The sequence below is a fragment of the Kumtagia ephedrae genome (genome assembly GCF_003012745.1).
Taxonomy (GTDB): Bacteria; Pseudomonadota; Alphaproteobacteria; order Rhizobiales; family Rhizobiaceae; genus Kumtagia; species Kumtagia ephedrae.
The window spans coordinates 60,631-82,960 of sequence record NZ_PXYK01000017.1 but is presented as its reverse complement, the minus strand read 5'-3'; the positions used below and the strand labels follow the sequence as shown (position 1 = coordinate 82,960).

Here is a 22,330-nt window from a genome sequence, read left to right as displayed (position 1 = left end):
CATGGCAGCGCTGCTCTACCTCCTGATCCCCGTCGCCATCGTCATCGCCATCTGGCTGGGCATCAGGTACCGCACCTCCAGCCGCCGGTGGCTGGTCGGACCGCTGTCGGGCTCGGTCGCATCGAATGAACGCGGTTTCGAGTCCAGCGCGTCCGGTGACGGCGGCGATGGCGGCGGAGGTGGCGACTGACGGTCGACCGCTGTACGGGTTGTGCCGCTGGTTACACCTGCCCGTATCGCAAGCCCCTCTCCGTCTCGCCCTTCGGGCTCGACACCTCTCCCCACTGCGTGGGGCGAGGAACCCAGGCTGGAGAAGGGCAGCATCGCAGCAGTGGTTCCTCGCCCCTGCGAAGCGGGGGAGAGGTGTCTCGGGCGGAGCCCGAGACGGAGAGGGGGCCCTGCGAGATGGCGGACTACGGAACGGAAGCTCAAAGCCCAAAGCCGTCGAGCATAAGGCGTCCCCCGCCGCTACTCCGCCGCTTGCCGCACGCTCGGCTGCGGCCAGCGCTCCAGCGCCTGCCGCCCGGCATCGGTGAGCGCATAGACGCCCCATTCCGCCCGCTCGAACCAGCCATAGACGTTGCGGCGCAGGATCGATGCCGCAAGCGGCGCCTCGGCCTTCAGGTCGCGCGGCCGCTTCGGGCCGTCGGCCAGCGCGGCGGCGCAGGCCAGCGCCTGCTGCCGGTAGGCGGTCATGATCGGCGCGCGCGAGCCGCCGCCGACCGCCGGGTCGCCCTGGCGGCGGCTGTGCTCGTCGACCAGCCGCGAGCGCCGGCGCGGGTCGCGGCGCGGCGGCAGGGCGGCGGGGCTGAGCAGGATGTGCACCGCGCCGTCGGCGGCCACGCCCAGGAGCCCGAAGCCGAGCCGCCGGCACAGGTTGCGGAAGCGCTTGTCCGCCTCGCGCCCCTTGCCGCGCGCCGACAGCGACGCGGCCAGCCACACCTCGTCGCACGCCGCCATGCGGTCGACGCCCTGCAGCACCAGTTCGAGGTTGAACTGCAGCTTCAGCTCGCACACCACGACGACCGGCGGCGATCCCGGGCTCAGCGCCACCAGATCGCAGCCGCCGACCTCGCCCTTCACTTCGTAGCCGAGGTTTTCGAGGAAGCGTTTTACCGGCAGATAGAGTGCGGTCTCGAGCATCGCCTCGTCGCGCGTGGAGGAAGCGCCCGAATCTGTCCGATTCGGCGCGCCGCGTCACCTGCTTGGGAAAGCGGAGGCCGGGTGAGAGGAGACGGTCTCTGCCCGTGGGGCAAAGCCGTCGCCGACCCGCGGTCAGCCCGCCCGCAGCCGGCGCACGCTTGAGTTGGCGTCCGCCTGGTAGGTCGAGCGGTAGAGCGCGCGCTGCCGCTGCAGCGCCACCATGGTGTTTCTCAGCAGGATCGCCACCGTCACCGGCCCGACGCCGCCCGGCACCGGCGTGATCCAGGAGGCGACCTCCCTGACGCTCTCGGTGTCGACGTCGCCGACGATGCGCGTGCCGCCGTCGGCGGTCGCCTCGCTGTTGATGCCGATGTCGATCACCGCGGCACCCGGCTTGACCATGTCGGCCTTGATCAGGCGCGGCCTGCCGACCGCCACGAACAACGCGTCGGCGCGCCGGGCGTGCGCGGCCACCGAGCGGGTCATGTGGTGGCACACCGTCACCGTCGCCCCCTCGCTCATCAGCAGGAAGGCGATCGGCTTGCCGACGATCTCGGAATGCCCGACGATCACCACCTCCAGCCCCTTCAGCTCCAGCCCCGTCGCCTTCAGCATCTCCACCGAGGCGGCGGCGGTGCAGGGCGCCAGGTCGAGCTCGTTGTAGACGATGTTGCCGATCGAGGCCGGGTGCATGCCTTCCACGTCCTTGAGCGGGTGGACGGCCGCCTGGATCGCCTTGATCGGGATGTGCGCCGGAACCGGCCGCTGGATGATGATGCCGGTGATGCGCGGGTCGGCGTTCATGCCGTGGATCGCCGCCTCCAGCTCGTCGGCAGAGATCTCCGCCGGAAAGCGCCGCTCCTCGAAGTCGATGCCGGCGGCTTCCGCCTTGGAGCGCTGGTTGCGCACATAGACGTCGACGGCGGCGACGTCGCCGACGGTGATCGACACCAGCTTCGGCCGGAACCCCTCGGCCGTGGCGCGCTCGGCCTCGGCGCGCACCTCGGCGAGGATGCGGGCGGCCACGGGGGCGCCCTTCAGGTAGCGATGGTCGTCGGCTGTCGGCATGCGATGGCTCCGGGAGGAATGATCATAGCGGCTGCGCGCCCGCTCCATATAGGGCGGATGCGACGGCGGCGCGACTCCTTCCGCCGCAAAGCCCAAGGGCAGCGCGGTCGCCCGCGCTGCCCTTGCTTCCGGGTCGGAGAAAGCGGCCCCCGCTCGCTTCTTCCAGCCGCGCCGTCCCCGTCGCGGCGGCCCGGTTGCCTCACATGACCACCACCCTGGTGCCGACGCCGACGCGCTCGTAGAGGTCGACCACGTCCTCGTTGCGCAGCCGGATGCAGCCCGACGACACGTTGGTGCCGATCGTCCACGGCGCGTTGGTGCCGTGGATGCGGTAGAGCGTCGAGCCGAGATAGAGCGCACGCGCGCCGAGCGGGTTTTCCGGGCCGCCGGCCATGTAGGTCGGCAAATGGCGACCCTTGGCGCGCTCGCGCACGATCATCTCGGCCGGGGGGCGCCAGTCCGGCCACGCCGCCTTGCGCGAGATTTTCTGCGTGCCGGTCCACACCATGCCTTCCTGGCCAACGCCGACGCCGTAGCGCCGCGCCTTGCCACCGGCCTGGACGAGGTAGAGGAATTTCGAGCCGGTATCGATGACGATGGTGCCGGGCTTCTCGCCGCCGGAATACTCGACCTGCTGCGGCAGGTACATCGGGTCCATCTGCGGCCGGATTTCCTTCTTGCGCGGCGCCGGCACGGCGGCGGTGCGCACCGGATCCTGCCCGAACAGGCCGAGCCCCTGCCGCCGCACCTCGCGCCGCGGCTGGGCGTTGCGCTGCACCCGCCGCTGCTCGGCGCGCGGCTGCACATGGATGCCGTAGCCGGTGTCGCGCTGCGACAGCTTGCGGCCGGGCTGGCGGCCGAGCTGCATCACCCACGGCGCCGACAGGTCGGGGCTGACCACCACCGGCGGCCGCTCGCCGTAGCGCTGGCCGGCGCCGGCCGGCGCCGCCGCCAGCCCGGCAAGCGCGGCCGTACAGAGAAGAAGAAGCCTGCTTCTGATCATTACGCGTACTCGTCACCTGATCGCGAATTGGTCTGCGGCGGGGCGGACCGCGCCCTCGTCCTGTCAGGAGCGTGACGGCAAGCAGGAACCGAAAGGTGAATCGGGTTGGCTAAAATGCGTGGTTTTCCATAAACCTTCCGGCGTGGTTACCGGCCGGTTCAGCGGACTGGTAAAGGCGCGGTCAACGCGCCGCGGGACGCGTTAACGAATCGACGAAAGGGTTGGAAAGAGCCGATGACAGGGCTGATCGAGGGTTCCGACGGCGTGGCGCGCTGCTTCTGGGCGGGCGACCGCGACGACTACCGCCACTACCACGACCACGAATGGGGCCGCCCGGTCGCCGACGACCGCCGGCTGTTCGAGAAGATCTGCCTCGAGGGTTTCCAGTCCGGCCTGTCCTGGCTGACGATCCTGCGCAAGCGCGAGAATTTCCGCGCCGCTTTCGCCGGCTTCGACTTCGACAAGGTCGCCGGGTTCGACGAGAAGGACGTCGAGCGGCTGCTGCAAAACCCCGGCATCGTGCGCCATCGCGGCAAGATTGAATCCACCATCAACAACGCCCGCCGCGCCCAGGACCTCGTGGCCGAGGCGGGGTCGCTCGCCGCCTGGTTCTGGGCCTTCGAGCCGCGCCCGGATCAGCGGCCGCGAAAACTCGACCGCGCCACGCTCGCCGCCATGCCGACGACGGAGACCTCGACGCTGATCTCGAAGGAGCTGAAGAAGCGCGGCTGGACCTTTGTCGGCCCGACCACCGTCTACGCCTTCATGCAGGCCATGGGCCTGGTCAACGACCATATCGAGGGCTGCCACTGCCGCGCCGCCGTCGAGCGCGACCGCGCGGCGTTCCGGCGGCCGGGGCCTGCGTGATCGTGAGAAGTTTCTGCGCTGGCTTTGATGTCTCGGAGGTGGTGAAGCCAAAGCCAGTGCAAAAATCTCTTCGGCAATGCCGGCAAGCCAGTTTCCAGATGTGTGAATCCGATAGGCCTGGGAGAGGGGACAGTTTACTTTCTTTCGGCAGAAAGGCGCGGCAGTTCAGAGGTCGCGCGGGCCGAAAAAAGTAAACTGTCCCCGGCACTTACCCGTCCTCGCCGCGAAGCTCGCGGCGATGCGGCAGGTGCTTTTCGCGGCATTTTATCCCCTGCCTCTCCGCCTCCCTTATCCTTGCGCCCAGTCCCTCCTGCGGGAACGCCGATCATGACGGTGGTCTGCGGGGAGGGACCGGTGTCCGGAAGGTAGCGGCTAACGTGGCCGCGAGGGCCGGCGCTGCTTCAGAGTTTCCAACGATCCCGTCTTTGAGCGGGACGGGGCTCCGGTATGGCCTCAGGAGCCGTCATGAGCGGGATATCGCCGGCGTCGCTTAAGCCGGAGTAGCGAGTACGATCCCATAACCCGGAAATGAAGCGGCGAAGAAGCACCGGACGGGCGGCCGAAAGGTCGCATATAAAATTTAGATGAGCGATCCTGCGGCCGCCCGTCTTCCCGATCTTCTCAATGGCCAGACTGCGATGCAGGGCGTGGCGAGGACGGCGTATGCTCAGGGGAATGCTCAGGGGACAGTTTACTTTCTTTCGGCAGAAAGGCCGCAGCAGTTCAGAAGTCGCGCGGGCCAAAAAGTAAACTGTCCCCGGCGCTTCCTCTCCCGGCGCTTCCCCCTCTCCGTCTCGGGCTCCGCCCTCGACACCTCTCCCCTGCGGGGGCGAGGAACCGCTGCCGCGATGCCGGCGCCTCTCCAGCCTGGGTTCCTCGCCCCCACGCATGTGGGGGAGAGGTGTCGAGGGCGGAGCCCGAGACGAAGAGGGGGAGCTTGGCACAGACATCGCGGCGTCGCGCGCCTTGTCCTCCCTTGCGGGAGAAGGCGCCCGAGCAGGCGAAAGCGGTTGGAAAACGCCGGCGCCCGGCCTACGCCGCGATGCCGGAGCCCGACAGCATGAAGGCGGCGAGCACCACCGCGACCGAGGCGACCGCCGGATACAGCACCAGCAGCATGGTGAGCGCCGCGCCGCCGAGCTGTCCGCCGGCCACCGCCTCGTCCGCGTCCGGCCCGAAGCCGCCGAAGGCAAAATCGTCCGGCTTCCGGCACGAGGCGTCGCGGGCTGCGGTCTTGAGGAGGGCGGACATGGTCGTTGCTTTCGGTCTGTTCGGTTGCCGCGGCTTTTCTCATGGACGGGTAACCGTCCCGTGCCGTGCAACCGGGGGCATGTTTCCGTGTAGTTTCGGACGGTTACGGAACGAAGGCCCCTTTGTGGCGGCTGTGCGGAATGATCGCGGCGGTTGTGCCGCAATGGTTAACGGCTGCAGGGAACTCCATATGGAACTACCCCCACCCCTGACCCCTCCCACAAGGGGGAGGGGAACTGGCTGGCACCTCCGCCTGACGCCGATCGTTGACGGTTCGCCTGGCATGGCGGCCGCAAAGTTCCCCTCCCCCTTGCGGGCAGGGGTTAGGGGTGGGGGTACGCGGCGCATGAATTCGTCGCGATGTCTCATGCACAAATGCCCCTGCGTCGAGGAAAAGAGGCCCTGCCGACATGAGGCCACAAGTCTTGCCGCAGGGGGCGCCATCCGCTAGGACGGCGGCGCCGCCAAGACCCCGAAGAAACGAGACCGCCATGGCCAGCACGGACAAGACGAAGGCGCGCCTGCCGCGCGGGTTCGCCGACCGCTTCCCCGACGACATCCGCGCCGTCGAGGAGATGATGGCAAAAATCCGGGCGGTCTACGAGCTCTACGGCTTCGAGCCCTTCGACCAGCCGATGATCGAATACACCGACGCGCTCGGAAAATTCCTGCCCGACCAGGACCGGCCGAACGAGGGCGTGTTCTCCTTCCAGGACGACGACGAGCAGTGGCTGTCGCTGCGCTACGACCTCACCGCACCGATGGCGCGCTTCGTGGCGGAAAACTGGGATAAGCTGCCAAAACCCTTCCGCTCCTACAAATGGGGCTGGGTGTTCCGCAACGAGAAGCCGGGACCGGGCCGCTTCCGCCAGTTCATGCAGTTCGACGCCGATACGGTCGGCACGCCGGGCGTGGCCGCCGACGCCGAGATGGCGATGATGATGGCCGACGTGATGGAGGCGCTGGGCATTCCGCGCGGGCAGTATGTCATCCGCGTCAACAACCGGAAGGTGCTGGACGGCGTGCTGGAGGCGATCGGGCTCGGCGGCGACGACAACGCGGCGCGCCGGCTGATCGTGCTGCGCGCCATCGACAAGCTGGACAAGTTCGGACCCGAAGGTGTGCGGCTGCTGCTCGGTCCCGGCCGCTGGGACGGCGGCAAGGAGGGCGAAGGCGATTTTACGAAGGGCGCGGGGCTGGATGAGGCTCAAATCGAAAAGCTGATTGGTTGGCTGGAATTGCCAACTCAACTAGCTGAGGTTTTTGACGGTCGTTCAGGTTACGGACTGCCAAGCCCCTTTCTGTTCCCGGAGCCGGGGTTCAAGGCAGCAGAAGCATCCTACCGATTTCAATTTCTCCACGATCGGCTTTATCGACCTGGACGTGTCGACAATATTAACTGGGAAAGCCTTCTAGGGCTGATCGCCAACTTCCAAGAAGAAGCAAACTACATTCTAGACGGCACTGCCGAGTTGGCAGAGATAGCCGATCTTTGCGATCGCGCGGGCTACGGCCCTGACCGCATCCGCATCGACCCTTCCGTCGTCCGCGGCCTCGAATACTACACCGGTCCGGTCTTCGAAGCCGAATTGCTGGCCGAAATCCCCAACGAGGAAGGCCAGATCGTGCGTTTCGGCTCGGTCGGCGGCGGCGGGCGCTATGACGGGCTGGTGTCGCGCTTTCGTGGCGAGCCCGTGCCGGCGACCGGCTTCTCCATCGGCGTCTCCCGCCTGATGACGGCGCTGAAGAATCTCGGCAAGCTGGGCAGCTCCGAAGTGATCGGCCCGGTCGTCGTGCTGGTCATGGACCGCGACACGGAAAGCCTCGGCCGCTATCAGAAGATGGTCTCTTCGCTGCGCCAGGCCGGCATCCGCGCCGAAATGTATCTCGGCGGCGCCGGCATGAAGGCGCAGATGAAATATGCCGACCGGCGCGGCGCCCCCTGCGTGGTGATCCAGGGCGGCGACGAGCGCGCCAAGGAAGAACTGCAGATCAAGGACATGGCGCTCGGCGAGCAACTGTCGAAGGAGATTTCCGACAACGCCGCCTGGCGAGAAGGCCGCCCGGCGCAGTTTTCGGTGCCGGAAGCCGAGCTTGTCGATGCGGTGCGAAAAGTGCTCGACGCGCAGGCGGCGGAGCGGTCGCGTGCCGGATAATATCGGCGCTCCTTCGCACCCCCCTCTGTCCTGCCGGACATCTCCCCCGCAAGGGGGGAGATCGGCCATCGCGCCCGCTTTCGCCAATCGTCGACGCTGCCGGACTGGCAGGCGTGAAGCTGCCGATCTCCCCCCTTGCGGGGGAGATGTCCGGCCCATTCGACAAGCTCAGGACAGAGGGGGGTGCGAAGAAGCGCCGACGCCCTCCCTCCCCTCGAGGGGGAGGGAGGGCGTCGCGCGCTGCCGCGACAACCCCCTCTGTCGCCTTTGGCGACATCTCCCCCGCGAGGGGGGAGAGGCGCCCATGACCCTCGCCGCCGCCATCAAGACCCTGTTCGCCGAGCGCAACGCCGACCTCGTCGACGTCGCCATCCTGCAGCCGGCCGATCCGTTCCTCGACATGGCCGGCGAGGACCTGCGCCGCCGCATTTTTCTCACCGAGAGCGAGACCGGCGAGCAGCTCTGCCTGCGCCCCGAATTCACCATCCCGGTCTGCCTCGACCACATCCGCACCCAGTCGGGCACGCCGCGCCGCTACGGCTATCTCGGCGAGGTGTTTCGGCAGCGCCGCGAGGGCCGGGCGGAATTCTTCCAGGCGGGCATCGAGGATCTGGGCGATCCCGACACGGCGGGGGCGGACGCCCGCCTGATCGCCGACGCGCATGCTCTGCTCGGGCAGGCGCTGCCCGATGCAAGGCTCGCGGTGACGCTGGGCGACCAGGCGGTGTTCGAGGCGGTGCTTGCCGCGCTCGGCCTGCCGCGCGGCTGGCAGAAGCGGCTGGCGCGTGCCTTCGGCGCACCGGAGCAGCTTGCCGCCGCCCTTGCCGATCTCGCCAATCCGCAGCGCAAGCGCGGCCTCGGCCAGCCGGCGGCGCGCCTGGTGGCGGCGCGCGACCGCGAGGCGCTGGCCGCCCATATCGGCCGGACCATGGAGGAGCACGGCCTGGCGCCTGCCGCCGGCCGCACGCCGGACGACATCGCCCGCCGCCTGATCGAGAAGGCGGAACTCGGCGCCGTGCGCCTGTCGGAAGAGGCCTTCGCCGCCTTGAAGACGTTCCTGGCGATCCGCGTGCCGCTCGCCGGTGCCGCCGCGACGCTGGCCCGCTTCGCCGAGGACGCCGAGCTCTATCTCGATGCCGCGCTGGAGCTGTTCGAGGCGCGCGCCAAGGCCGTGGAAGGACAGGCGATCGGCAACGTCACCTACGACGCGGCGTTCGGCCGCCCGCTCGACTATTATACGGGCATGGTGTTCGAGATCGCCGCCCCCGGTGCTGGCCAGCCGCTCGCCGGCGGCGGCCGCTACGACCGGCTGCTCACCCTGCTCGGCGCCGCCGCGCCGATCCCCGGCGTCGGCTTCTCCGTCTGGCTCGACCGCATCGAGACGCTGCGGGGAGGGGCGGGATGAACCGTGAGGTCAGATTGGCTGGAGACGTCGGCGCGCCCCCTCCGCCAAGCGATGCGGCAGGCCACTGCCTCGGATCCTCCCCTGCGAAGCGGGGGAAGTGCATATGACAAACGGCACGCAACTCGGTCGCCTTACACCCCCACCCCTAACCCCTCCCCACAAGGGGGAGGGGAACTTCGCGGCCGCTTTGCAGAGCAAAACCATCAACGATTGGCGCCTGCCGGAAATGCAAGCCAGTCCCCCTCCCCCTTGTGGGGAGGGGTTAGGGGTGGGGGTAGCTTCATATGCGATTGCCCTGCCTGCAAGGGGGAGGGGAACCACGCGTAGCGTGGTGGAGGGGGGCGCGCTGCAAATTGGCGCGGCCGGAAGTACAACATGACCCTCACCCTCGCCATTCCCTCGAAAGGCCGGCTGCGCGAGCAGGCGCTGGAACTGCTCGCCGCCGCCGGCCTGGCCGTCAGCCTGCCCGGCGACGAGCGAAAATACCGGGCGCGTGTCGATGGCCGCGCCGACATCGAGATCGCCTTCCTGTCGGCCTCCGAGATCGCCGGCGAGCTCGGCCAGGGCAATGTCGACCTGGGCATCACCGGCGAGGATCTTGTGCGCGAGAGCCGCGCCGACTGGGACGCCCGCATGGAGATCGCCGCACGGCTCGGCTTCGGCCATGCAGACGTTGTGGTGGCGGTGCCGGAGGTGTGGCTCGACGTCGATACGATGAGCGATCTCGACGACGTCGCCGCCGATTTCCGCCAGCGCCACGGAAGGCGGCTGCGCATAGCCACGAAATACTGGCGGCTCACCCAGCAGTTCTTCTCGGGCAAGCACGGCATACAGGTCTACCGCATCGTCGAAAGCCTCGGGGCCACGGAGGGCGCGCCGGCCGCCGGGTCCGCCGACATCATCGTCGACATCACCTCGACCGGCTCGACGCTGCGGGCCAACCATCTGAAAATCCTGTCCGACGGCGTGATCCTGCGCTCGCAGGCCTGCCTGGTGGCGTCGCGGCGGCAGCGCGACGCGGCGGATCAGGCGGCGCTGGCGGAGATTGTCGGAAAGGTGGGGGCGAGCGCGAGTTAAGTGCCGGGGACAGTTTACTTTTTTCCGCCGGCACCAGCCTTGAAGTGCCTCCGCCTTTCCGCGGAAAGAAAGTAAACTGTCCCCTGCGCTTCCTGGATCATGACATCACCGTTTCCCGCAATCCGCGCAGAATGCCGGCGAGTTCGCGGCATTCCTCCTGCCGCGGGCTGTTCTTGCGCCAGGCCAAAGCGATCTCGCGCGACGGCATCGGCTCGGCGAAGGGCACGATCTTGAGGTCGCGGATGGACCGGCTCGGCTCGGCCGCCATTTCGGGGATGAGGGTGACGCCGAGCCCGTGGCCGACCATCTGCAGCAGCGTCGTCAGGCTGGTGGCGCCGTAGTTGGAAAGCGCCGTCGGCCGCACGCTGCCGCAAATCTTCAGCGCCTGGTCGCGCAGGCAGTGGCCTTCTTCCAGAAGCATCAGCCGCTCCAGCGCCGGGCTTTCCGGCGGCACCGGTGGCGCGACGAAATCCGCGTCCTGCTCCGGCACGGCAAGGAAGAACCGGTCCTCGAACAGGCTTTCCGTCACCAGCCCCGGATGCTCGAGCGGCAGCGCCGCGACAAAACCGTCGATGCGGCCGGCGGCCGTCTCCGACACCAGCGACATGGTGACGGCCTCGCGCAGTTCCAGCTGCAGCTCGGGAAAGCGCATCTTCAGCTCCGGCAGGACCTGCGGCAGCAGGTAGGGCGCCACCGTCGGAATCATGCCGAGCCGGAAACGCCCCTGCATGGTCCGCCTGCCGCGCCGCGCCAGCGTCTCGACCTCGCGAATCTGCGCCAGGATCGCTTCGATGCGCGGCTGCAGCGCCACCGCCTCCTCGGTCAAACGTACCGAGCGGCCGCCACGCTCGAACAGCCGGCAGCCCAGCCGTTCCTCCATCTCGGCGATCTGCGAGGACAGCGCCGGCTGCGTCACCCCGGCAAGCCCGGCGGCCCGGCCGAAATGCAGCGTCTGCGCCAGCGCGTCGAAATACAGCATCTGCCGGATGGTCAGGTTTGTCATAAGGAGAAGTTATCGGAAAAATCAGGAAAGGCAATTTGTCATTATCGTCGCAAGGGCCTAGTCTGGAACTGTTCCAGATCGCTCGGCCATCCGCGCCCTGCGTCTGGTCGATGATTCAGCAAGAACCCACCCAGACGAGGGAGGCAGGAGAAGCCATGGACGCGAAGACGGACGACAAGGGCGCGGGCAAATGCCCGGTCGCGCACACGCCCGCAGGCAGAAGGAACCGCGACTGGTGGCCGGATCACCTGGACGTCCAGGTGCTGCATCACAATTCCACCCTGTCGGATCCGATGGGCAAGGATTTCGACTACGCCAAGGAGTTCGAGAGCCTCGATCTCGATGCGGTCGTCAAGGACCTGCACGCCTTGATGACCGACTCGCAGGATTGGTGGCCGGCCGACTTCGGCCATTACGGCGGCCTGATGATCCGCATGGCCTGGCATAGCGCCGGCACCTATCGCATCACCGATGGCCGCGGCGGCGCCGGCGCCGGCCAGCAGCGTTTCGCGCCGCTCAACTCCTGGCCGGACAACGCCAATCTCGACAAGGCGCGCCGTCTGCTGTGGCCGATCAAGCAGAAATACGGTCGCAAGATCTCCTGGGCCGACCTCATGATCCTCGCCGGCAACGTCGCGCTGGAATCGATGGGCTTCAAGACCTTCGGCTTCGCCGGCGGCCGCGTCGACGTGTGGGAGCCCGAAGAGCTCTACTGGGGGCCGGAGGGCACCTGGCTGGGCGACGAGCGCTACAGCGGCGAGCGCCAGCTTTCCGAGCCGCTCGGCGCCGTGCAGATGGGCCTGATCTATGTCAATCCAGAAGGACCGAACGGCAATCCGGACCCGGTCGCGGCGGCGAAGGACATCCGCGAGACCTTCTTCCGCATGGCCATGAACGATGAAGAGACGGTCGCGCTGATCGCCGGCGGCCATTCCTTCGGCAAGACGCATGGCGCCGGCGACCCGTCGCTGGTCGGCCCGGAGCCCGAAAGCGGTGCGCTCGAGGACCAGGGCCTCGGCTGGAAGAGCAAGCACGGCACCGGCGTCGGCGCCGACGCCATCACCGGCGGTCCGGAAGTCACCTGGACGCAGACGCCGACCAAGTGGAGCAACCTGTTTTTCAAGAACCTGTTCGAGAACGAATGGGAACTGACGAAGAGCCCGGCCGGCGCCAAGCAGTGGGTGGCCAAGAGCGGCGAGACGTCCATCCCCGACGCCTTCGATCCGTCGAAGAAGCACCGTCCGACCATGCTGACGACGGACCTTTCGCTGCGCTTCGACCCGGAATATGAAAAGATCTCGCGGCGCTTCTACGAGAACCCCGACCAGTTCGCCGACGCCTTCGCCCGCGCCTGGTTCAAGCTCACGCATCGCGACATGGGTCCGCGCGTCCGCTATCTCGGCCCGCTCGTTCCCAAGGAGACGCTGATCTGGCAGGACCCGATCCCGGCCGTCGACCATGAACTGATCGGCGAGCAGGACGTCGCCGCGCTGAAGGCGAAGATTCTCGCCTCCGGCCTGTCGGTGCCGCAACTGGTCTCGACCGCCTGGGCTTCGGCCTCGACCTTCCGCCGTTCCGACAAGCGCGGCGGCGCCAATGGCGCGCGCATCCGGCTTGCACCGCAGAAGGACTGGGAGGTCAATGAGCCGACGCAGCTTCAGACCGTGCTTGCAAAGCTGGAAGCGATCCAGAAGGAGTTCGGCAAGAAGGTTTCGCTCGCCGACCTGATCGTGCTGGCCGGCTCGGCCGCGGTGGAGAAGGCCGCGAGGGATGCCGGTGTCGAGGTGAAGGTGCCGTTCACGCCGGGACGCGCGGACGCCTCGCAGGAGCAGACGGACGTCCAGTCCTTCGCACCGCTGGAACCCCGTTACGACGGCTTCCGTAACTACACCAACAGCGGCAAGCTGCAGTTCATGAAGCCCGAGGAAGCCCTGGTCGACAAGGCGCAACTGCTGACGCTGACCGGACCCGAATTGACGGTGCTTCTCGGCGGCCTGCGCGTGCTCGGCGCCAATCATGGCGGCTCCAGGCACGGCGTCTTCACCGACAAGGTCGGAGCGCTGACGAACGACTTCTTCGTCAACCTGCTCGACATGGGCACGCAGTGGCAGCCGCTGGCAGGCTCCGACGGCGTCTATGAAGGTCGCGACCGCAAGACCGGCGCGGTCAGGTGGACCGGCACGCGCATCGACCTGATCTTCGGCTCGCATTCGCAACTGCGTGCCTACGCGGAAGTCTACGCGACGGCCGACTCCAAGGAGAAGTTCGTGAAGGACTTCGTCGCAGCCTGGACGAAGGTGATGAACGCCGACCGGTTCGATCTGGGCGGCGAATCGCTGCGCGAAGCCGCCTGATCCGGCCGACCGCCGAAAGGCGGTTCGAAGGATCAATGGGAAAGGCCGAGGCGCATCCTTGGCCTTTCTGCTTTTTGGTCCGCCTTGAAGCAGCCATCCGGCTAGCCTACGATCTAGCCGGATGGAGATTTCCATGGGGAAGGTCTGGACGCTTCAGGACGCCAAGAACAAGTTTCCGCCGTGGTCGAGGCCGCGCAGCGCGGCGAGCCGCAGCATGTCACCAAGCGCGGTGTCGACGCGGTGGAACGGCAAGATACGAATCGTGCTGCCGGCTATCGTGATTGGCTGGAAACCATTTTGGAAGATTACGACGGCCGCATACTGCCGATCGCAATCGGTACCATGCGGATGTGGGGACCGCTGACATACGACTTGCGCCATACAAATCCGGACCTTCTGATCGCCGCGACCGCGCTCGAACGATCTGACGCTCGTCACCCGCAACATCCGGCACTTCGAGCCGACCGGCGTCAAACTCTTCAATCCGTATGAACAGACCGCCTGAGCGTCGCTTGAGCCGCGGGACAGCCGAAGGCTTCACGCTGCGTCGTGCAAACCCCGCGGACGTCCCTTTCATCATGGCGACCGAGCGCCTGGACGGTTATGAGACTCTGGTCGGCCGCTGGGAAGCGGACACCCATGCCGCAGCTTTCGCCGATCCCGCCTATCGCTATTTCATCGGCGAGTTCGCAGGAAGGCCGGTCGGCTTCGCCCTGATTAGGGACTGGGCCTCGCCGGCAAAAGTCACCTGCGTCAAGCGACTGGCGGTGGTCGAACCGGGGCAAGGCCACGGCTCCCTTTTCCTTCGCCGCGCTATCGACGCCATGTTCGAGGAGACCGATACGCACCGGCTCTGGATCGGCGCCTTTCCGGAAAATCTTCGCGCCCGCAGGGCCTATGTCGCTGCGGGTTTCGCCGAGGAAGGCATCGCGCGCGGCAGCGCCTTTTTCGGCGAGGTGTTCCGCGACGAGATGATCCTGTCGATGCTGCGTCCGGAATGGCAGGCGCGGCGCGCCCGCGACGGCTTGTGAAACCTTGCTTGCGTCTGTAACAAGCGCCCATTCGGGTTCACCGAAGGCGGGATCGACGACATGCGACTGGGCGGCAGGCTGGCGGCAGCCATCGAAGTTTTGGACGACATCGGGCGGCGGCACCGGCCGGTGGCGGACGCGTTGAAGGACTGGGGCCTTTCGCATCGTTTTGCCGGGGCTGGCGACCGCGCCGCGATCGGCAACATCGTCTATGACGCGCTGCGCCGCAGGCGCTCCGCCGCCTGGCTGTTCGATGCCGATACGCCGCGGGCGCTCGCCTTCGGTGCGCTGCTGCTCGAATGGGACGAGACGCCGGAGAGCATCAATCGAGCGCTGGAGGGCGACCGCTTCGCGCCGGCGCCGCTCGACGCGGACGAACTGCAGGCCTTTGCCGCGCGACAGGCCGGCGATGCGCCGTCCGCGGTCCGGGCAGACATCCCCGACTGGTGCGAACCGTTGCTGGAACGCAGCTTCGGCGGCGACTGGGTGGACGAGGCCGGCGCGCTCGCCGCCCGTCCTCCGCTCGACCTGCGCGTCAACACGCTGCTTTCCGATAGACCGCGCGTGCTGGCCGAATTGGCCGAAACCGGTGCGGCGGCGACGAAGCTGGCGCAGTCGGGCCTGCGCATTCCCCCGATCGCCGGCGACGGCCGTCATCCCAATGTGCAGGCCGAGCCGTCTTTCCGAAAGGGTTGGTTCGAGGTGCAGGACGAGGGCTCGCAGGTCGCCGCGGAGCTTGCGTCGGCGCAGCCCGGCATGCAGGTGCTCGATTTCTGCGCCGGCGCCGGCGGCAAGACCCTGGCGCTGGCGGCGGCGATGGACAACAGGGGACAGATCTTCGCCCATGATGCGGAGAAGGCACGGTTGGCCCCGATCTTCGACCGCATCCGCAGGTCCGACGCCCGCAACATCCAGGTGCTGGCCAAGCCGGCCGAAGTCGCCAGGCTCGCCGGCAGGATGGATCTGGTGCTGATCGATGCGCCGTGCACGGGCAGCGGCACCTGGCGCCGCCGGCCGGACGCTAAATGGCGGCTGACCGGAAGACAACTGGACGTCCGCAAGGCCGAGCAGGCCGAAATTCTCGAAAACGCCAAGGCCTATGTGAAGCCGGGCGGCAGGCTGGTCTACATCACCTGCTCGGTGTTCCGCGACGAGAACCACGACCAGATCGAACGCTTCCTCGATGCGAATCCGGATTTCGCGTCCCTCGACCACGAGGCGCTGTTTGCCGATCGGCTGCCGGGAAAGACCGGCGCGGCGCGCATCGACAGGGATCGCGGCATCGTTCTTTCGCCGCTGCGCAGCGGCACCGACGGCTTCTTTTTCGCCGCCTTGTCGCGCCGGGTCTGACGCGGCTCCGCCCTTATTTTGCTGCACTGCAGCAGGAGCATTGCCCGATACTGCCGGCTCTGCGATAACCGGCATCCGGAGGTCGAGAAGCGATGTCGGCAAAGATCGTTCCCAACACGGATTTCGAGGAGCGCGTCCGCGCCTCCTTCGCGCGCCAGCAGGCGATGACGACCATCGGCGCCGAGTTGACCAGCGTGCTGCCCGGAACGGTCGAGATCGAGATGCCGTTTTCCGCCGCGCTCACCCAGCAGCACGGCTTCCTGCATGCCGGCATCATCTCGGCGGCGCTCGATTCGGCCTGCGGCTATGCCGCCTTTTCGCTGATGCCGGAAAACGCGGCGGTGCTGACCATCGAGTTCAAGGTCAACCTGCTGGCGCCCGGCAAGGGCGAGCGCTTCCTGTTCCGCGGATCCGTGACGAAACCCGGCCGCACCATCGTGGTCGCCGACGGCCAGGCCTATGCCTTCGCCGCCGACGGCGAGGCCAGGCTGATCGCCACCATGACCGGCACGATGATGACCGTGACGGGACGACAGGGCATCGAGGGCTGAGCGATGGTGCGGCTGACGACGCTTGGCGGCAAAAGACTCCTCTTCGTCATGGCGGCCGAGGCCGAGTACGGGCCGCATCTGCGGCGCCTGTTCGTGCCTTTGATGACCGGCGTCGGTCCGGTCGAGGCCGGCATACGCCTGGGCGCGGCGCTGGCACGGCTTGAGGCGGCCGGCACGCTGCCCGATCTTGTCGTCTCGCTCGGCTCCGCCGGCAGCCGCTCGCTCGAGCAGACGGAGGTCTACCAGGCGGTTTCGGTGTGTTACCGCGACATCGACGCTTCGCCCCTCGGCTTCCCCAAAGGCGTCACCCCGTTCCTGGACCTTCCAGCGACGGTGCCACTTGCCCTGCGCATTCCCGGCATCGGCGAGGCGACACTCTCCACCGGCGGCACGATCATCTCGGGCGCGGCCTACGATGCCATCCCCGAGGACATGGTCGATATGGAAACGTTCGCGGTGCTGCGCGCCTGCCAGGTGTTTTCCCTGCCGCTGGTGGCGCTGCGCGGCATTTCCGACGGCAAGGCCGAGCTTCGGCATGTCGGCGACTGGACGGAATACCTGCATGTCATCGACGAGCGGCTGGCTGAAGCGGTCGGCCGGCTCGAAGCGGCGATCGGCGACGGGCTTCTCGCCGGCTGACCGGCAAAGCCGGACCGCGGCGGAAGGCAGATCGGCGTTGCGCAGGAGCGTTTCTTTCATTAAATGCCCGCCATGAAGAACACCGACACCGTCCTCATCATCGATTTCGGCAGCCAGGTCACCCAGCTCATCGCGCGCCGGGTGCGCGAGGCTGGCGTGCATTCCGAGATCGTGCCGTTCCAGTCGGCCGAGGCGGCGTTCAAGCGCATCGAGCCGAAAGCGGTGATCCTGTCCGGCGGGCCGGCCTCGACGCATGAGGCGGGGTCGCCGCGCGCGCCCCAGATAGTCTTCGAGGCGGGCATTCCCGTGCTCGGCATCTGCTACGGCCAGATGGCGATGTGTGTGCAGATGGGCGGCGTCGCCGAGGCGTCGGACCATCGCGAGTTCGGCCGCGCCTTCGTCCAGGTCGAGAAGGACTGCCCGCTGTTCGACGGCCTGTGGGCGACCGGTCAGCGCCACCAGGTGTGGATGAGCCATGGCGACCGGGTGATCTCGCTGCCCGACGGGTTCCAGATTTTCGGCCGCTCCGAGGGCGCCCCCTTCGCCGTCTTCGGCAATGTCGAGAAGAAGATGTACGGCCTGATGTTCCACCCCGAAGTGGTGCACACGCCGGACGGCGCGAAGCTCCTGCGCAACTTCGTCCACGGCGTCGCCGGCATCGAGGGCGACTGGACGATGTCGGCCTATCGCGACAAGGCCGTCGCCGACATCCGTGCCCAGGTCGGCAAGGGCAAGGTGATCTGCGCGCTGTCGGGCGGCGTCGATTCCTCCGTGGCGGCGCTGCTGATCCACGAGGCGGTGGGCGATCAGCTCACCTGCATCCTCGTCGACCATGGACTGATGCGCAAGGACGAGGCGAAGAATGTCGTCGCCATGTTCCGCGAGCACTACAATCTGCCGTTGATCATGGTCGACGCCGCCGACCGGTTCGTCTCGGCGCTGGAAGGCGAGAGCGATCCCGAGAAGAAGCGCAAGACGATCGGCCGGCTGTTCATCGAAGTGTTCGAGGAGGAGGCGAAGAAGCTGGGCGGTGCCGATTTCCTCGCCCAGGGGACGCTCTATCCCGACGTGATCGAGAGCGTGTCCTTCTCCGGCGGTCCGTCTGTGACGATCAAGAGCCACCACAATGTCGGCGGCCTGCCCGAGCGCATGAACATGCAGCTGGTCGAGCCGCTGCGCGAGCTGTTCAAGGACGAGGTGCGGGCGCTGGGCAAGGAACTCGGCCTGCCCGAGCATTTCATCGGCCGCCATCCGTTCCCGGGACCGGGGCTGGCGATCCGCTGCCCCGGCGGGGTGACCCGCGAAAAGCTCGACATCCTGCGCGAGGCCGACGCGATCTATCTGGACGAGATCCGCAAGGCCGGCCTCTACGACGCCATCTGGCAGGCCTTCGCCGTGCTGTTGCCGGTGCAGACGGTCGGCGTCATGGGCGACGGCCGCACCTACGAATTCGTCTGCGCCCTGCGCGCCGTCACCTCGGTCGACGGCATGACCGCCGACTTTTATCACTACGACATGGGTTTCCTCGGGGCGACCGCGACGCGCATCATCAACGAAGTGCGCGGCATCAACCGGGTGGTCTACGACGTGACCAGCAAGCCGCCCGGCACAATCGAGTGGGAATGATTTTTACCCCTCCGGCAGTATCCGTTTGTACGCCCAAGTGCGACATAACGCCTTGAAATTAAACCATAATCATAACCGCGTCTATTGCCGTCTATCGAGGGGCAGTGCTCCGGTCTGTCGGTATAGCAGACGGTACGAGGGAACTTGTTCGATCTGAAATTTCGCTATACCGTCACGGCTAGGAGAGTTGATGGCGGTATAATTTTTGGTATTAACAGGCTGACTTAAAACGAGAATCATGCTTTCAGCATCGCCTGTTTTGGCCTGACGGTATAATCGGCGCCTCTCTCCGGTTTTTTGACGGTTTTGGAGGCTCCCATGCTTACTGACACAGCGATTAAGGCACTGAGATCACAGAATAAATTGTATAAGGTAAGCGATCGTGACGGTATGTACGTCGTCGTGCAGCCGTCGGGGGTGATCGTGTTCCGGTACGACTACCGCCTCAACGGACGTCGCGAGACGCTGACGCTCGGCCGATATGGCCCAGATGGCCTCTCGCTTGCCAGGGCTCGCGAAAAGCTGATTGATGCGAAGCGGGCCATTTCCGAAGGGCGGTCTCCTGCTCAAGAGAAGCAGCACGACAAACGACGACTGAAGGAGGCGAAGAGGTTCGGCGAGTTCGGCGAAAAGTGGTTCCAGGAGTCGCGCATGGCCGACAGCACGCGCGCCATGCGGCGGTCGATCTACGAGCGCGACATCCTGCCAACGTTTCGAAATAGGCTTCTGACGGAGATCGCGCCTGACGATCTCCGCATGATGTGCGGGAAGGTGAAGGATCGCGGCGCTCCAGCCACGGCCGTGCATGTGCGGGATATCGTGAAGCTGATCTTTGCGTTCGCGATCTTGCATGGCGAGAAGGTCGCCAATCCAGCGGATGAAGTTGGGCCCGCGTCTATTGCGACGTTCGTTCCTAAAGACCGTTCGCTGTCTCCTGCGGAGATCCGCATCATGCTCGGTCAGCTCGAGCATGTGCCGACGTTGCCGACTATACGGCTGGGAATGAAGCTCTTCCTCCTAACGATGGTCAGGAAAAGCGAACTGCAAGACGCGACGTGGGATGAAGTCGATTTCGAGAACGCGGTCTGGTCGATACCCAAGGAGCGAATGAAGCGGTCGAAGGCACACAACGTCTATCTGTCACAGCAGGCTGTCGACATTTTCATCGCGCTAAAAACCTGCGCCGGCAATTCGCGCTATGTCCTTCCGTCGCGATATGACGCTGACGCGCCGATGTCGCGCGCGACGTTCAACCGGATCACGACCGCGGTCGTTGTCAGGGCGAAAAAGGAGGGGCTTCCACTCGAACCCTTCACTGTTCACGATCTTCGACGCACAGGCTCGACCCTGTTGAATGAGCTCGGCTTCAACAGTGACTGGATCGAGAAGTGCTTGGCCCACGAGGATGGGAGATCTTCGCGGGGTGTCTACAACAAGGCGGAGTATGAGCATCAACGTCGTCACATGATGCAGGAGTGGTCCAATCTGGTGGACGCGTGGGCCGTGGGGCGAAAGTATGTTCCGACGCTTCTGCCGCCCACGATGGAATTGCTTGAGCTGGAGCCTAGTGTTTGACGGGCCGCGAACGGCGCAATCTCACGTCGGGGCTTGGAGCGCGCTTAACAGCATTAGCCCGAGAGGCGTGACGCCGAGCCTCGAGCCAGGCCTCGACCTCCGCCAAGTCCCAGACGACGCAGCGCGAGGTGAGATAGAAGCGCTGCGGGAATTCTCCTCGCTGCTCCATGTCGTAGATCGTGCTGTCGGCAAGCGGCACGATCTCTCGTAGCTGCTGCCGGCGAATTGTCCTGCGGGCGACATGCGGGACAGCGCTCATACCGTATCTCCACTTCTTTGCTCTTGTGGAGATAGAAGGCGATAGATCTTCCGCATTGAAGCCCCCGCGTGAACGTGTGCGGTAATATCGGGCTATAGCGTGTAAATCGGACGGGTGGTTTCAAAGGGCAGGTGTCGTCTAGGAGCGTCCGCCGCCCTTTCGGCTCTTGTTTGAAGCACCGCCGGAAGGGGAATTCCAGCCCGCTGGAACCCGCGACTCACTTTAAAATCCGGTTCCGAAAGGAGTGTCGGTTCGATTCCGACCACCCGCACCACCTCTTCAGAACGGTCTATAAGACCGGCGCGGGCACTCTCAACACGGGGCCTGTATAGCAGACTCGGACCTGCGCTCCCAACGGCGTTGTGACGTTGAGTGGCGCAGGACCGAACGGATGCAGTCTGCTCCGTCGTCTCGTCAGTACGGTTTTGGATGCTGATCGAGCAGGGCATGGTCCGCAGGCGACAAGCGCGCAGTCGCGTTGGCCTTCTGGTGCCAGTACGGGTAGAGCAGCGGCGGGCGGCTCACCTCTTCCAGCCGCGCGACCTGCTCGGGCGTCAGCTCGATATCCGCCGCGGCGAGATTTTCTGCGAGTTGCGCCTCGTTGCGCGCACCGATCACGAGCGATGCCAGACCGGGGCGCGTCAGCAGCCATGCAAGTGCCACCTGCGCCGGAGTATCGCCACGCTCGCTGGCAACCGCAGTGAGCACGTCGACGATGCGCCAAAGCGCTTCCCAGTCGCGCATCGGCGGTTCCGGCCAACCGGCAACCTGACGGGTGCCTTCAGGCTTCGGATTGTCGCGCGTGAACTTGCCGCCTAGCAGGCCGGCGGCGAGCGGCGACCAGGCGACGATCGAAACGTCTTGATCGACGCTGATCGGCATCAACTCGTACTCGGCCTCGCGCGACTGCAGCGAGTAGTAGATCTGCTGGGCGACAGGCCGGATGAGGCCTTGCCGCTCCGAAATGCCGAGCGCCTTCATGATCTGCCAGCCGGCCCAGTTGGAGATGCCGAAATAGCCGATCTTGCCCTCGCGCTGCAGGTCCTCGAACGCGCGTAGCGTCTCGTCGAGCGGCGTCATGCCATCCCATTCGTGCGCCCAGTACAGATCGATGTGGTCGGTCCCGAGCCGCTTGAGGCTCGCTTCGCAGCCACGCTTGATGTGATGGCGCGACAGGCCTTGCTCGTTCGGCCCTTCGCCGACTGGCGAGCGCACCTTGGAGGCCAGGAGGAGCTTGTCGCGCTTTCCGCGGATCGCCTCACCGACGATCTTCTCGGACTCGCCCATCGAGTAGATGTCGGCCGTGTCGACCATGTTGACGCCGGCGTCGACCAGCATGTCGAACTGGCGCTGCGCCTCTTTCTGGCCGTTCTCCGCGACCATGCCGAACATGCCCTTGCCGCCGAATGACATGGTCCCGAGGACGAGCGTGGAAACCTTGAGGCCGGAATGGCCCAGCTGACGATATCGCATGTGAGTTCTCCTAGATGTTGTCGGATGGCGCGGTTCGCCGCGATGCTCAGAAGCCTTCGACCAGTTGGACGAACACGCCGTCCGGATCGCGGGCGACGATGAACCGCATGCCCTTGTCTCCGATCGCGACGGGCGCATCGGTCAGGAAGGTGACGCCCTGAGCGCGTGCACTTGCGACCATGGCGTCAAGGTCCGGGACGCGAAGCGCGAAGCGGTTCAGACCAATATTGTCGAGCGTCGGATAAGCGTCGCCCTTGGCCATTGGATCGAGCCACTGCACCAGGTCGATAAACAGCGCCCCCGGCTTGTCCGAGGTCGCGAGATAAGCGACCTCGAGCCGCGCAGCCGGGAGCTGGAACGCCTGCGCGATACCCCCTTCATCAACGGTGCCGAGCCGCTTAATCGTCTTGAGACCGATCGCTTCGTAAAAGCGGATGGTCGTTTCCAGATCACGGCAGGTGATGCTGATGTGGAGGAAGTCGTCGATCATCGCGGATAT

At 66.2% G+C, this 22,330-nt stretch carries 21 protein-coding genes; 13 read left to right on the top strand and 8 right to left on the bottom strand.

Annotation, left to right across the window (positions count from 1 at the left end; translation table 11 throughout):
* Position 1 precedes the first annotated feature (1 nt).
* Positions 2–190, top strand: a complete 189-nt coding sequence (locus tag C7I84_RS17830) for a hypothetical protein (RefSeq protein ID WP_106773569.1) — start codon at positions 2–4, stop codon at positions 188–190.
* 278 nt (positions 191–468) lie between these two features.
* On the opposite strand, the gene C7I84_RS17825 is transcribed toward C7I84_RS17830, so the two are convergent.
* The 3 genes from C7I84_RS17825 to C7I84_RS17815 all read right to left on the bottom strand — a co-directional run bounded on the left by C7I84_RS17825 (position 469) and on the right by C7I84_RS17815 (position 3,214).
* Positions 469–1,143 carry a DUF2161 domain-containing phosphodiesterase gene (locus C7I84_RS17825; RefSeq protein WP_106773568.1) on the bottom strand — a complete coding sequence of 225 codons (675 nt, stop codon included), beginning with the start codon at positions 1,141–1,143 and terminating at the stop codon, positions 469–471.
* A 132-nt stretch (positions 1,144–1,275) separates the two neighbouring features.
* Entirely contained in the window at positions 1,276–2,211 is a 936-nt protein-coding gene (locus C7I84_RS17820; protein WP_106773625.1) for a bifunctional 5,10-methylenetetrahydrofolate dehydrogenase/5,10-methenyltetrahydrofolate cyclohydrolase, read from the bottom strand.
* 199 nt (positions 2,212–2,410) lie between these two features.
* Positions 2,411–3,214 (bottom strand): L,D-transpeptidase, encoded by an 804-nt coding sequence (locus C7I84_RS17815; protein WP_106773567.1) that lies wholly within the window; start codon positions 3,212–3,214, stop codon positions 2,411–2,413.
* A 234-nt stretch (positions 3,215–3,448) separates the two neighbouring features.
* On the opposite strand from C7I84_RS17815, the gene C7I84_RS17810 reads away from it, so the two are divergent.
* Positions 3,449–4,081, top strand: coding sequence for a DNA-3-methyladenine glycosylase I (locus C7I84_RS17810; protein ID WP_106773566.1), 633 nt, complete (start codon positions 3,449–3,451; stop codon positions 4,079–4,081).
* 1,032 nt (positions 4,082–5,113) lie between these two features.
* On the opposite strand, the gene C7I84_RS17805 is transcribed toward C7I84_RS17810, so the two are convergent.
* Positions 5,114–5,332, bottom strand: coding sequence for a hypothetical protein (locus tag C7I84_RS17805; protein ID WP_106773565.1), 219 nt, complete (start codon positions 5,330–5,332; stop codon positions 5,114–5,116).
* 491 nt (positions 5,333–5,823) lie between these two features.
* Between C7I84_RS17805 and C7I84_RS17800 the strand changes: the two genes are divergently transcribed.
* The 3 genes from C7I84_RS17800 to hisG all read left to right on the top strand — a co-directional run bounded on the left by C7I84_RS17800 (position 5,824) and on the right by hisG (position 9,970).
* Positions 5,824–7,488, top strand: coding sequence for a histidine--tRNA ligase (locus C7I84_RS17800; RefSeq protein ID WP_106773564.1), 1,665 nt, complete (start codon positions 5,824–5,826; stop codon positions 7,486–7,488).
* 304 nt (positions 7,489–7,792) lie between these two features.
* On the top strand, positions 7,793–8,893 hold the full coding sequence (locus C7I84_RS17790; protein ID WP_106773563.1) for an ATP phosphoribosyltransferase regulatory subunit: 1,101 nt from the start codon (positions 7,793–7,795) through the stop codon (positions 8,891–8,893).
* A 375-nt stretch (positions 8,894–9,268) separates the two neighbouring features.
* A complete protein-coding gene (gene hisG / locus C7I84_RS17785; protein WP_106773562.1) occupies positions 9,269–9,970 on the top strand; it encodes an ATP phosphoribosyltransferase in 702 nt (233 codons plus the stop codon).
* Positions 9,971–10,067: 97 nt separating this feature from the next.
* On the opposite strand, the gene C7I84_RS17780 is transcribed toward hisG, so the two are convergent.
* Positions 10,068–10,973, bottom strand: a complete 906-nt coding sequence (locus tag C7I84_RS17780; RefSeq protein ID WP_106773561.1) for a hydrogen peroxide-inducible genes activator — start codon at positions 10,971–10,973, stop codon at positions 10,068–10,070.
* A gap of 155 nt (positions 10,974–11,128) precedes the next feature.
* Here C7I84_RS17780 and katG point away from each other — a divergent pair, with 155 nt between their 5' ends.
* The 8 genes from katG to C7I84_RS17745 all read left to right on the top strand — a co-directional run bounded on the left by katG (position 11,129) and on the right by C7I84_RS17745 (position 20,099).
* The gene (katG, locus tag C7I84_RS17775; protein WP_106773560.1) at positions 11,129–13,327 is read left to right on the top strand and encodes a catalase/peroxidase HPI; all 2,199 of its coding nucleotides are present in this window, start codon (positions 11,129–11,131) and stop codon (positions 13,325–13,327) included.
* A 180-nt stretch (positions 13,328–13,507) separates the two neighbouring features.
* On the top strand, positions 13,508–13,819 hold the full coding sequence (locus C7I84_RS30370) for a PIN domain-containing protein (RefSeq protein ID WP_207771031.1): 312 nt from the start codon (positions 13,508–13,510) through the stop codon (positions 13,817–13,819).
* Positions 13,820–13,905: 86 nt separating this feature from the next.
* The gene (locus C7I84_RS17770; protein ID WP_245428487.1) at positions 13,906–14,358 is read left to right on the top strand and encodes a GNAT family N-acetyltransferase; all 453 of its coding nucleotides are present in this window, start codon (positions 13,906–13,908) and stop codon (positions 14,356–14,358) included.
* 60 nt (positions 14,359–14,418) lie between these two features.
* The gene (locus C7I84_RS17765; protein WP_106773558.1) at positions 14,419–15,708 is read left to right on the top strand and encodes an RsmB/NOP family class I SAM-dependent RNA methyltransferase; all 1,290 of its coding nucleotides are present in this window, start codon (positions 14,419–14,421) and stop codon (positions 15,706–15,708) included.
* A 92-nt stretch (positions 15,709–15,800) separates the two neighbouring features.
* The gene (locus tag C7I84_RS17760) at positions 15,801–16,259 is read left to right on the top strand and encodes a PaaI family thioesterase (protein WP_106773557.1); all 459 of its coding nucleotides are present in this window, start codon (positions 15,801–15,803) and stop codon (positions 16,257–16,259) included.
* Between the two features lie 3 nt (positions 16,260–16,262).
* A complete protein-coding gene (locus C7I84_RS17755) occupies positions 16,263–16,898 on the top strand; it encodes a 5'-methylthioadenosine/S-adenosylhomocysteine nucleosidase (protein ID WP_106773556.1) in 636 nt (211 codons plus the stop codon).
* Positions 16,899–16,961: 63 nt separating this feature from the next.
* Complete coding sequence (gene guaA, locus C7I84_RS17750; RefSeq protein ID WP_106773555.1) at positions 16,962–18,524, top strand: glutamine-hydrolyzing GMP synthase; 1,563 nt, start codon at positions 16,962–16,964, stop codon at positions 18,522–18,524.
* Between the two features lie 318 nt (positions 18,525–18,842).
* Complete coding sequence (locus C7I84_RS17745) at positions 18,843–20,099, top strand: tyrosine-type recombinase/integrase (protein ID WP_106773554.1); 1,257 nt, start codon at positions 18,843–18,845, stop codon at positions 20,097–20,099.
* On the opposite strand, the gene C7I84_RS17740 is transcribed toward C7I84_RS17745, so the two are convergent.
* From C7I84_RS17740 to C7I84_RS17730, 3 genes are all read right to left on the bottom strand, one after another.
* Entirely contained in the window at positions 20,089–20,358 is a 270-nt protein-coding gene (locus C7I84_RS17740) for a helix-turn-helix transcriptional regulator (protein ID WP_106773553.1), read from the bottom strand. The two genes, C7I84_RS17745 and C7I84_RS17740, sit on opposite strands and share 11 nt — an antisense overlap.
* Positions 20,359–20,772: 414 nt before the next feature.
* The gene (locus C7I84_RS17735) at positions 20,773–21,831 is read right to left on the bottom strand and encodes an aldo/keto reductase (protein ID WP_106773552.1); all 1,059 of its coding nucleotides are present in this window, start codon (positions 21,829–21,831) and stop codon (positions 20,773–20,775) included.
* Positions 21,832–21,877: 46 nt separating this feature from the next.
* Entirely contained in the window at positions 21,878–22,321 is a 444-nt protein-coding gene (locus tag C7I84_RS17730) for a VOC family protein (RefSeq protein WP_106773551.1), read from the bottom strand.
* Positions 22,322–22,330: the final 9 nt, after the last annotated feature.

Coding starts and splice junctions, on each gene's coding strand:
- C7I84_RS17830 (WP_106773569.1), top strand. CDS start 2: ATGGCAGCGCTGCTCTACCTCCTGATCCCCGTCGCCATCGTCATCGCC.
- C7I84_RS17825 (WP_106773568.1), bottom strand. CDS start 1,143: ATGCTCGAGACCGCACTCTATCTGCCGGTAAAACGCTTCCTCGAAAAC.
- C7I84_RS17820 (WP_106773625.1), bottom strand. CDS start 2,211: ATGCCGACAGCCGACGACCATCGCTACCTGAAGGGCGCCCCCGTGGCC.
- C7I84_RS17815 (WP_106773567.1), bottom strand. CDS start 3,214: ATGATCAGAAGCAGGCTTCTTCTTCTCTGTACGGCCGCGCTTGCCGGG.
- C7I84_RS17810 (WP_106773566.1), top strand. CDS start 3,449: ATGACAGGGCTGATCGAGGGTTCCGACGGCGTGGCGCGCTGCTTCTGG.
- C7I84_RS17805 (WP_106773565.1), bottom strand. CDS start 5,332: ATGTCCGCCCTCCTCAAGACCGCAGCCCGCGACGCCTCGTGCCGGAAG.
- C7I84_RS17800 (WP_106773564.1), top strand. CDS start 5,824: ATGGCCAGCACGGACAAGACGAAGGCGCGCCTGCCGCGCGGGTTCGCC.
- C7I84_RS17790 (WP_106773563.1), top strand. CDS start 7,793: ATGACCCTCGCCGCCGCCATCAAGACCCTGTTCGCCGAGCGCAACGCC.
- hisG (WP_106773562.1), top strand. CDS start 9,269: ATGACCCTCACCCTCGCCATTCCCTCGAAAGGCCGGCTGCGCGAGCAG.
- C7I84_RS17780 (WP_106773561.1), bottom strand. CDS start 10,973: ATGACAAACCTGACCATCCGGCAGATGCTGTATTTCGACGCGCTGGCG.
- katG (WP_106773560.1), top strand. CDS start 11,129: ATGGACGCGAAGACGGACGACAAGGGCGCGGGCAAATGCCCGGTCGCG.
- C7I84_RS17770 (WP_245428487.1), top strand. CDS start 13,906: ATGGCGACCGAGCGCCTGGACGGTTATGAGACTCTGGTCGGCCGCTGG.
- C7I84_RS17765 (WP_106773558.1), top strand. CDS start 14,419: ATGCGACTGGGCGGCAGGCTGGCGGCAGCCATCGAAGTTTTGGACGAC.
- C7I84_RS17760 (WP_106773557.1), top strand. CDS start 15,801: ATGTCGGCAAAGATCGTTCCCAACACGGATTTCGAGGAGCGCGTCCGC.
- C7I84_RS17755 (WP_106773556.1), top strand. CDS start 16,263: ATGGTGCGGCTGACGACGCTTGGCGGCAAAAGACTCCTCTTCGTCATG.
- guaA (WP_106773555.1), top strand. CDS start 16,962: ATGCCCGCCATGAAGAACACCGACACCGTCCTCATCATCGATTTCGGC.
- C7I84_RS17745 (WP_106773554.1), top strand. CDS start 18,843: ATGCTTACTGACACAGCGATTAAGGCACTGAGATCACAGAATAAATTG.
- C7I84_RS17740 (WP_106773553.1), bottom strand. CDS start 20,358: ATGAGCGCTGTCCCGCATGTCGCCCGCAGGACAATTCGCCGGCAGCAG.
- C7I84_RS17735 (WP_106773552.1), bottom strand. CDS start 21,831: ATGCGATATCGTCAGCTGGGCCATTCCGGCCTCAAGGTTTCCACGCTC.
- C7I84_RS17730 (WP_106773551.1), bottom strand. CDS start 22,321: ATGATCGACGACTTCCTCCACATCAGCATCACCTGCCGTGATCTGGAA.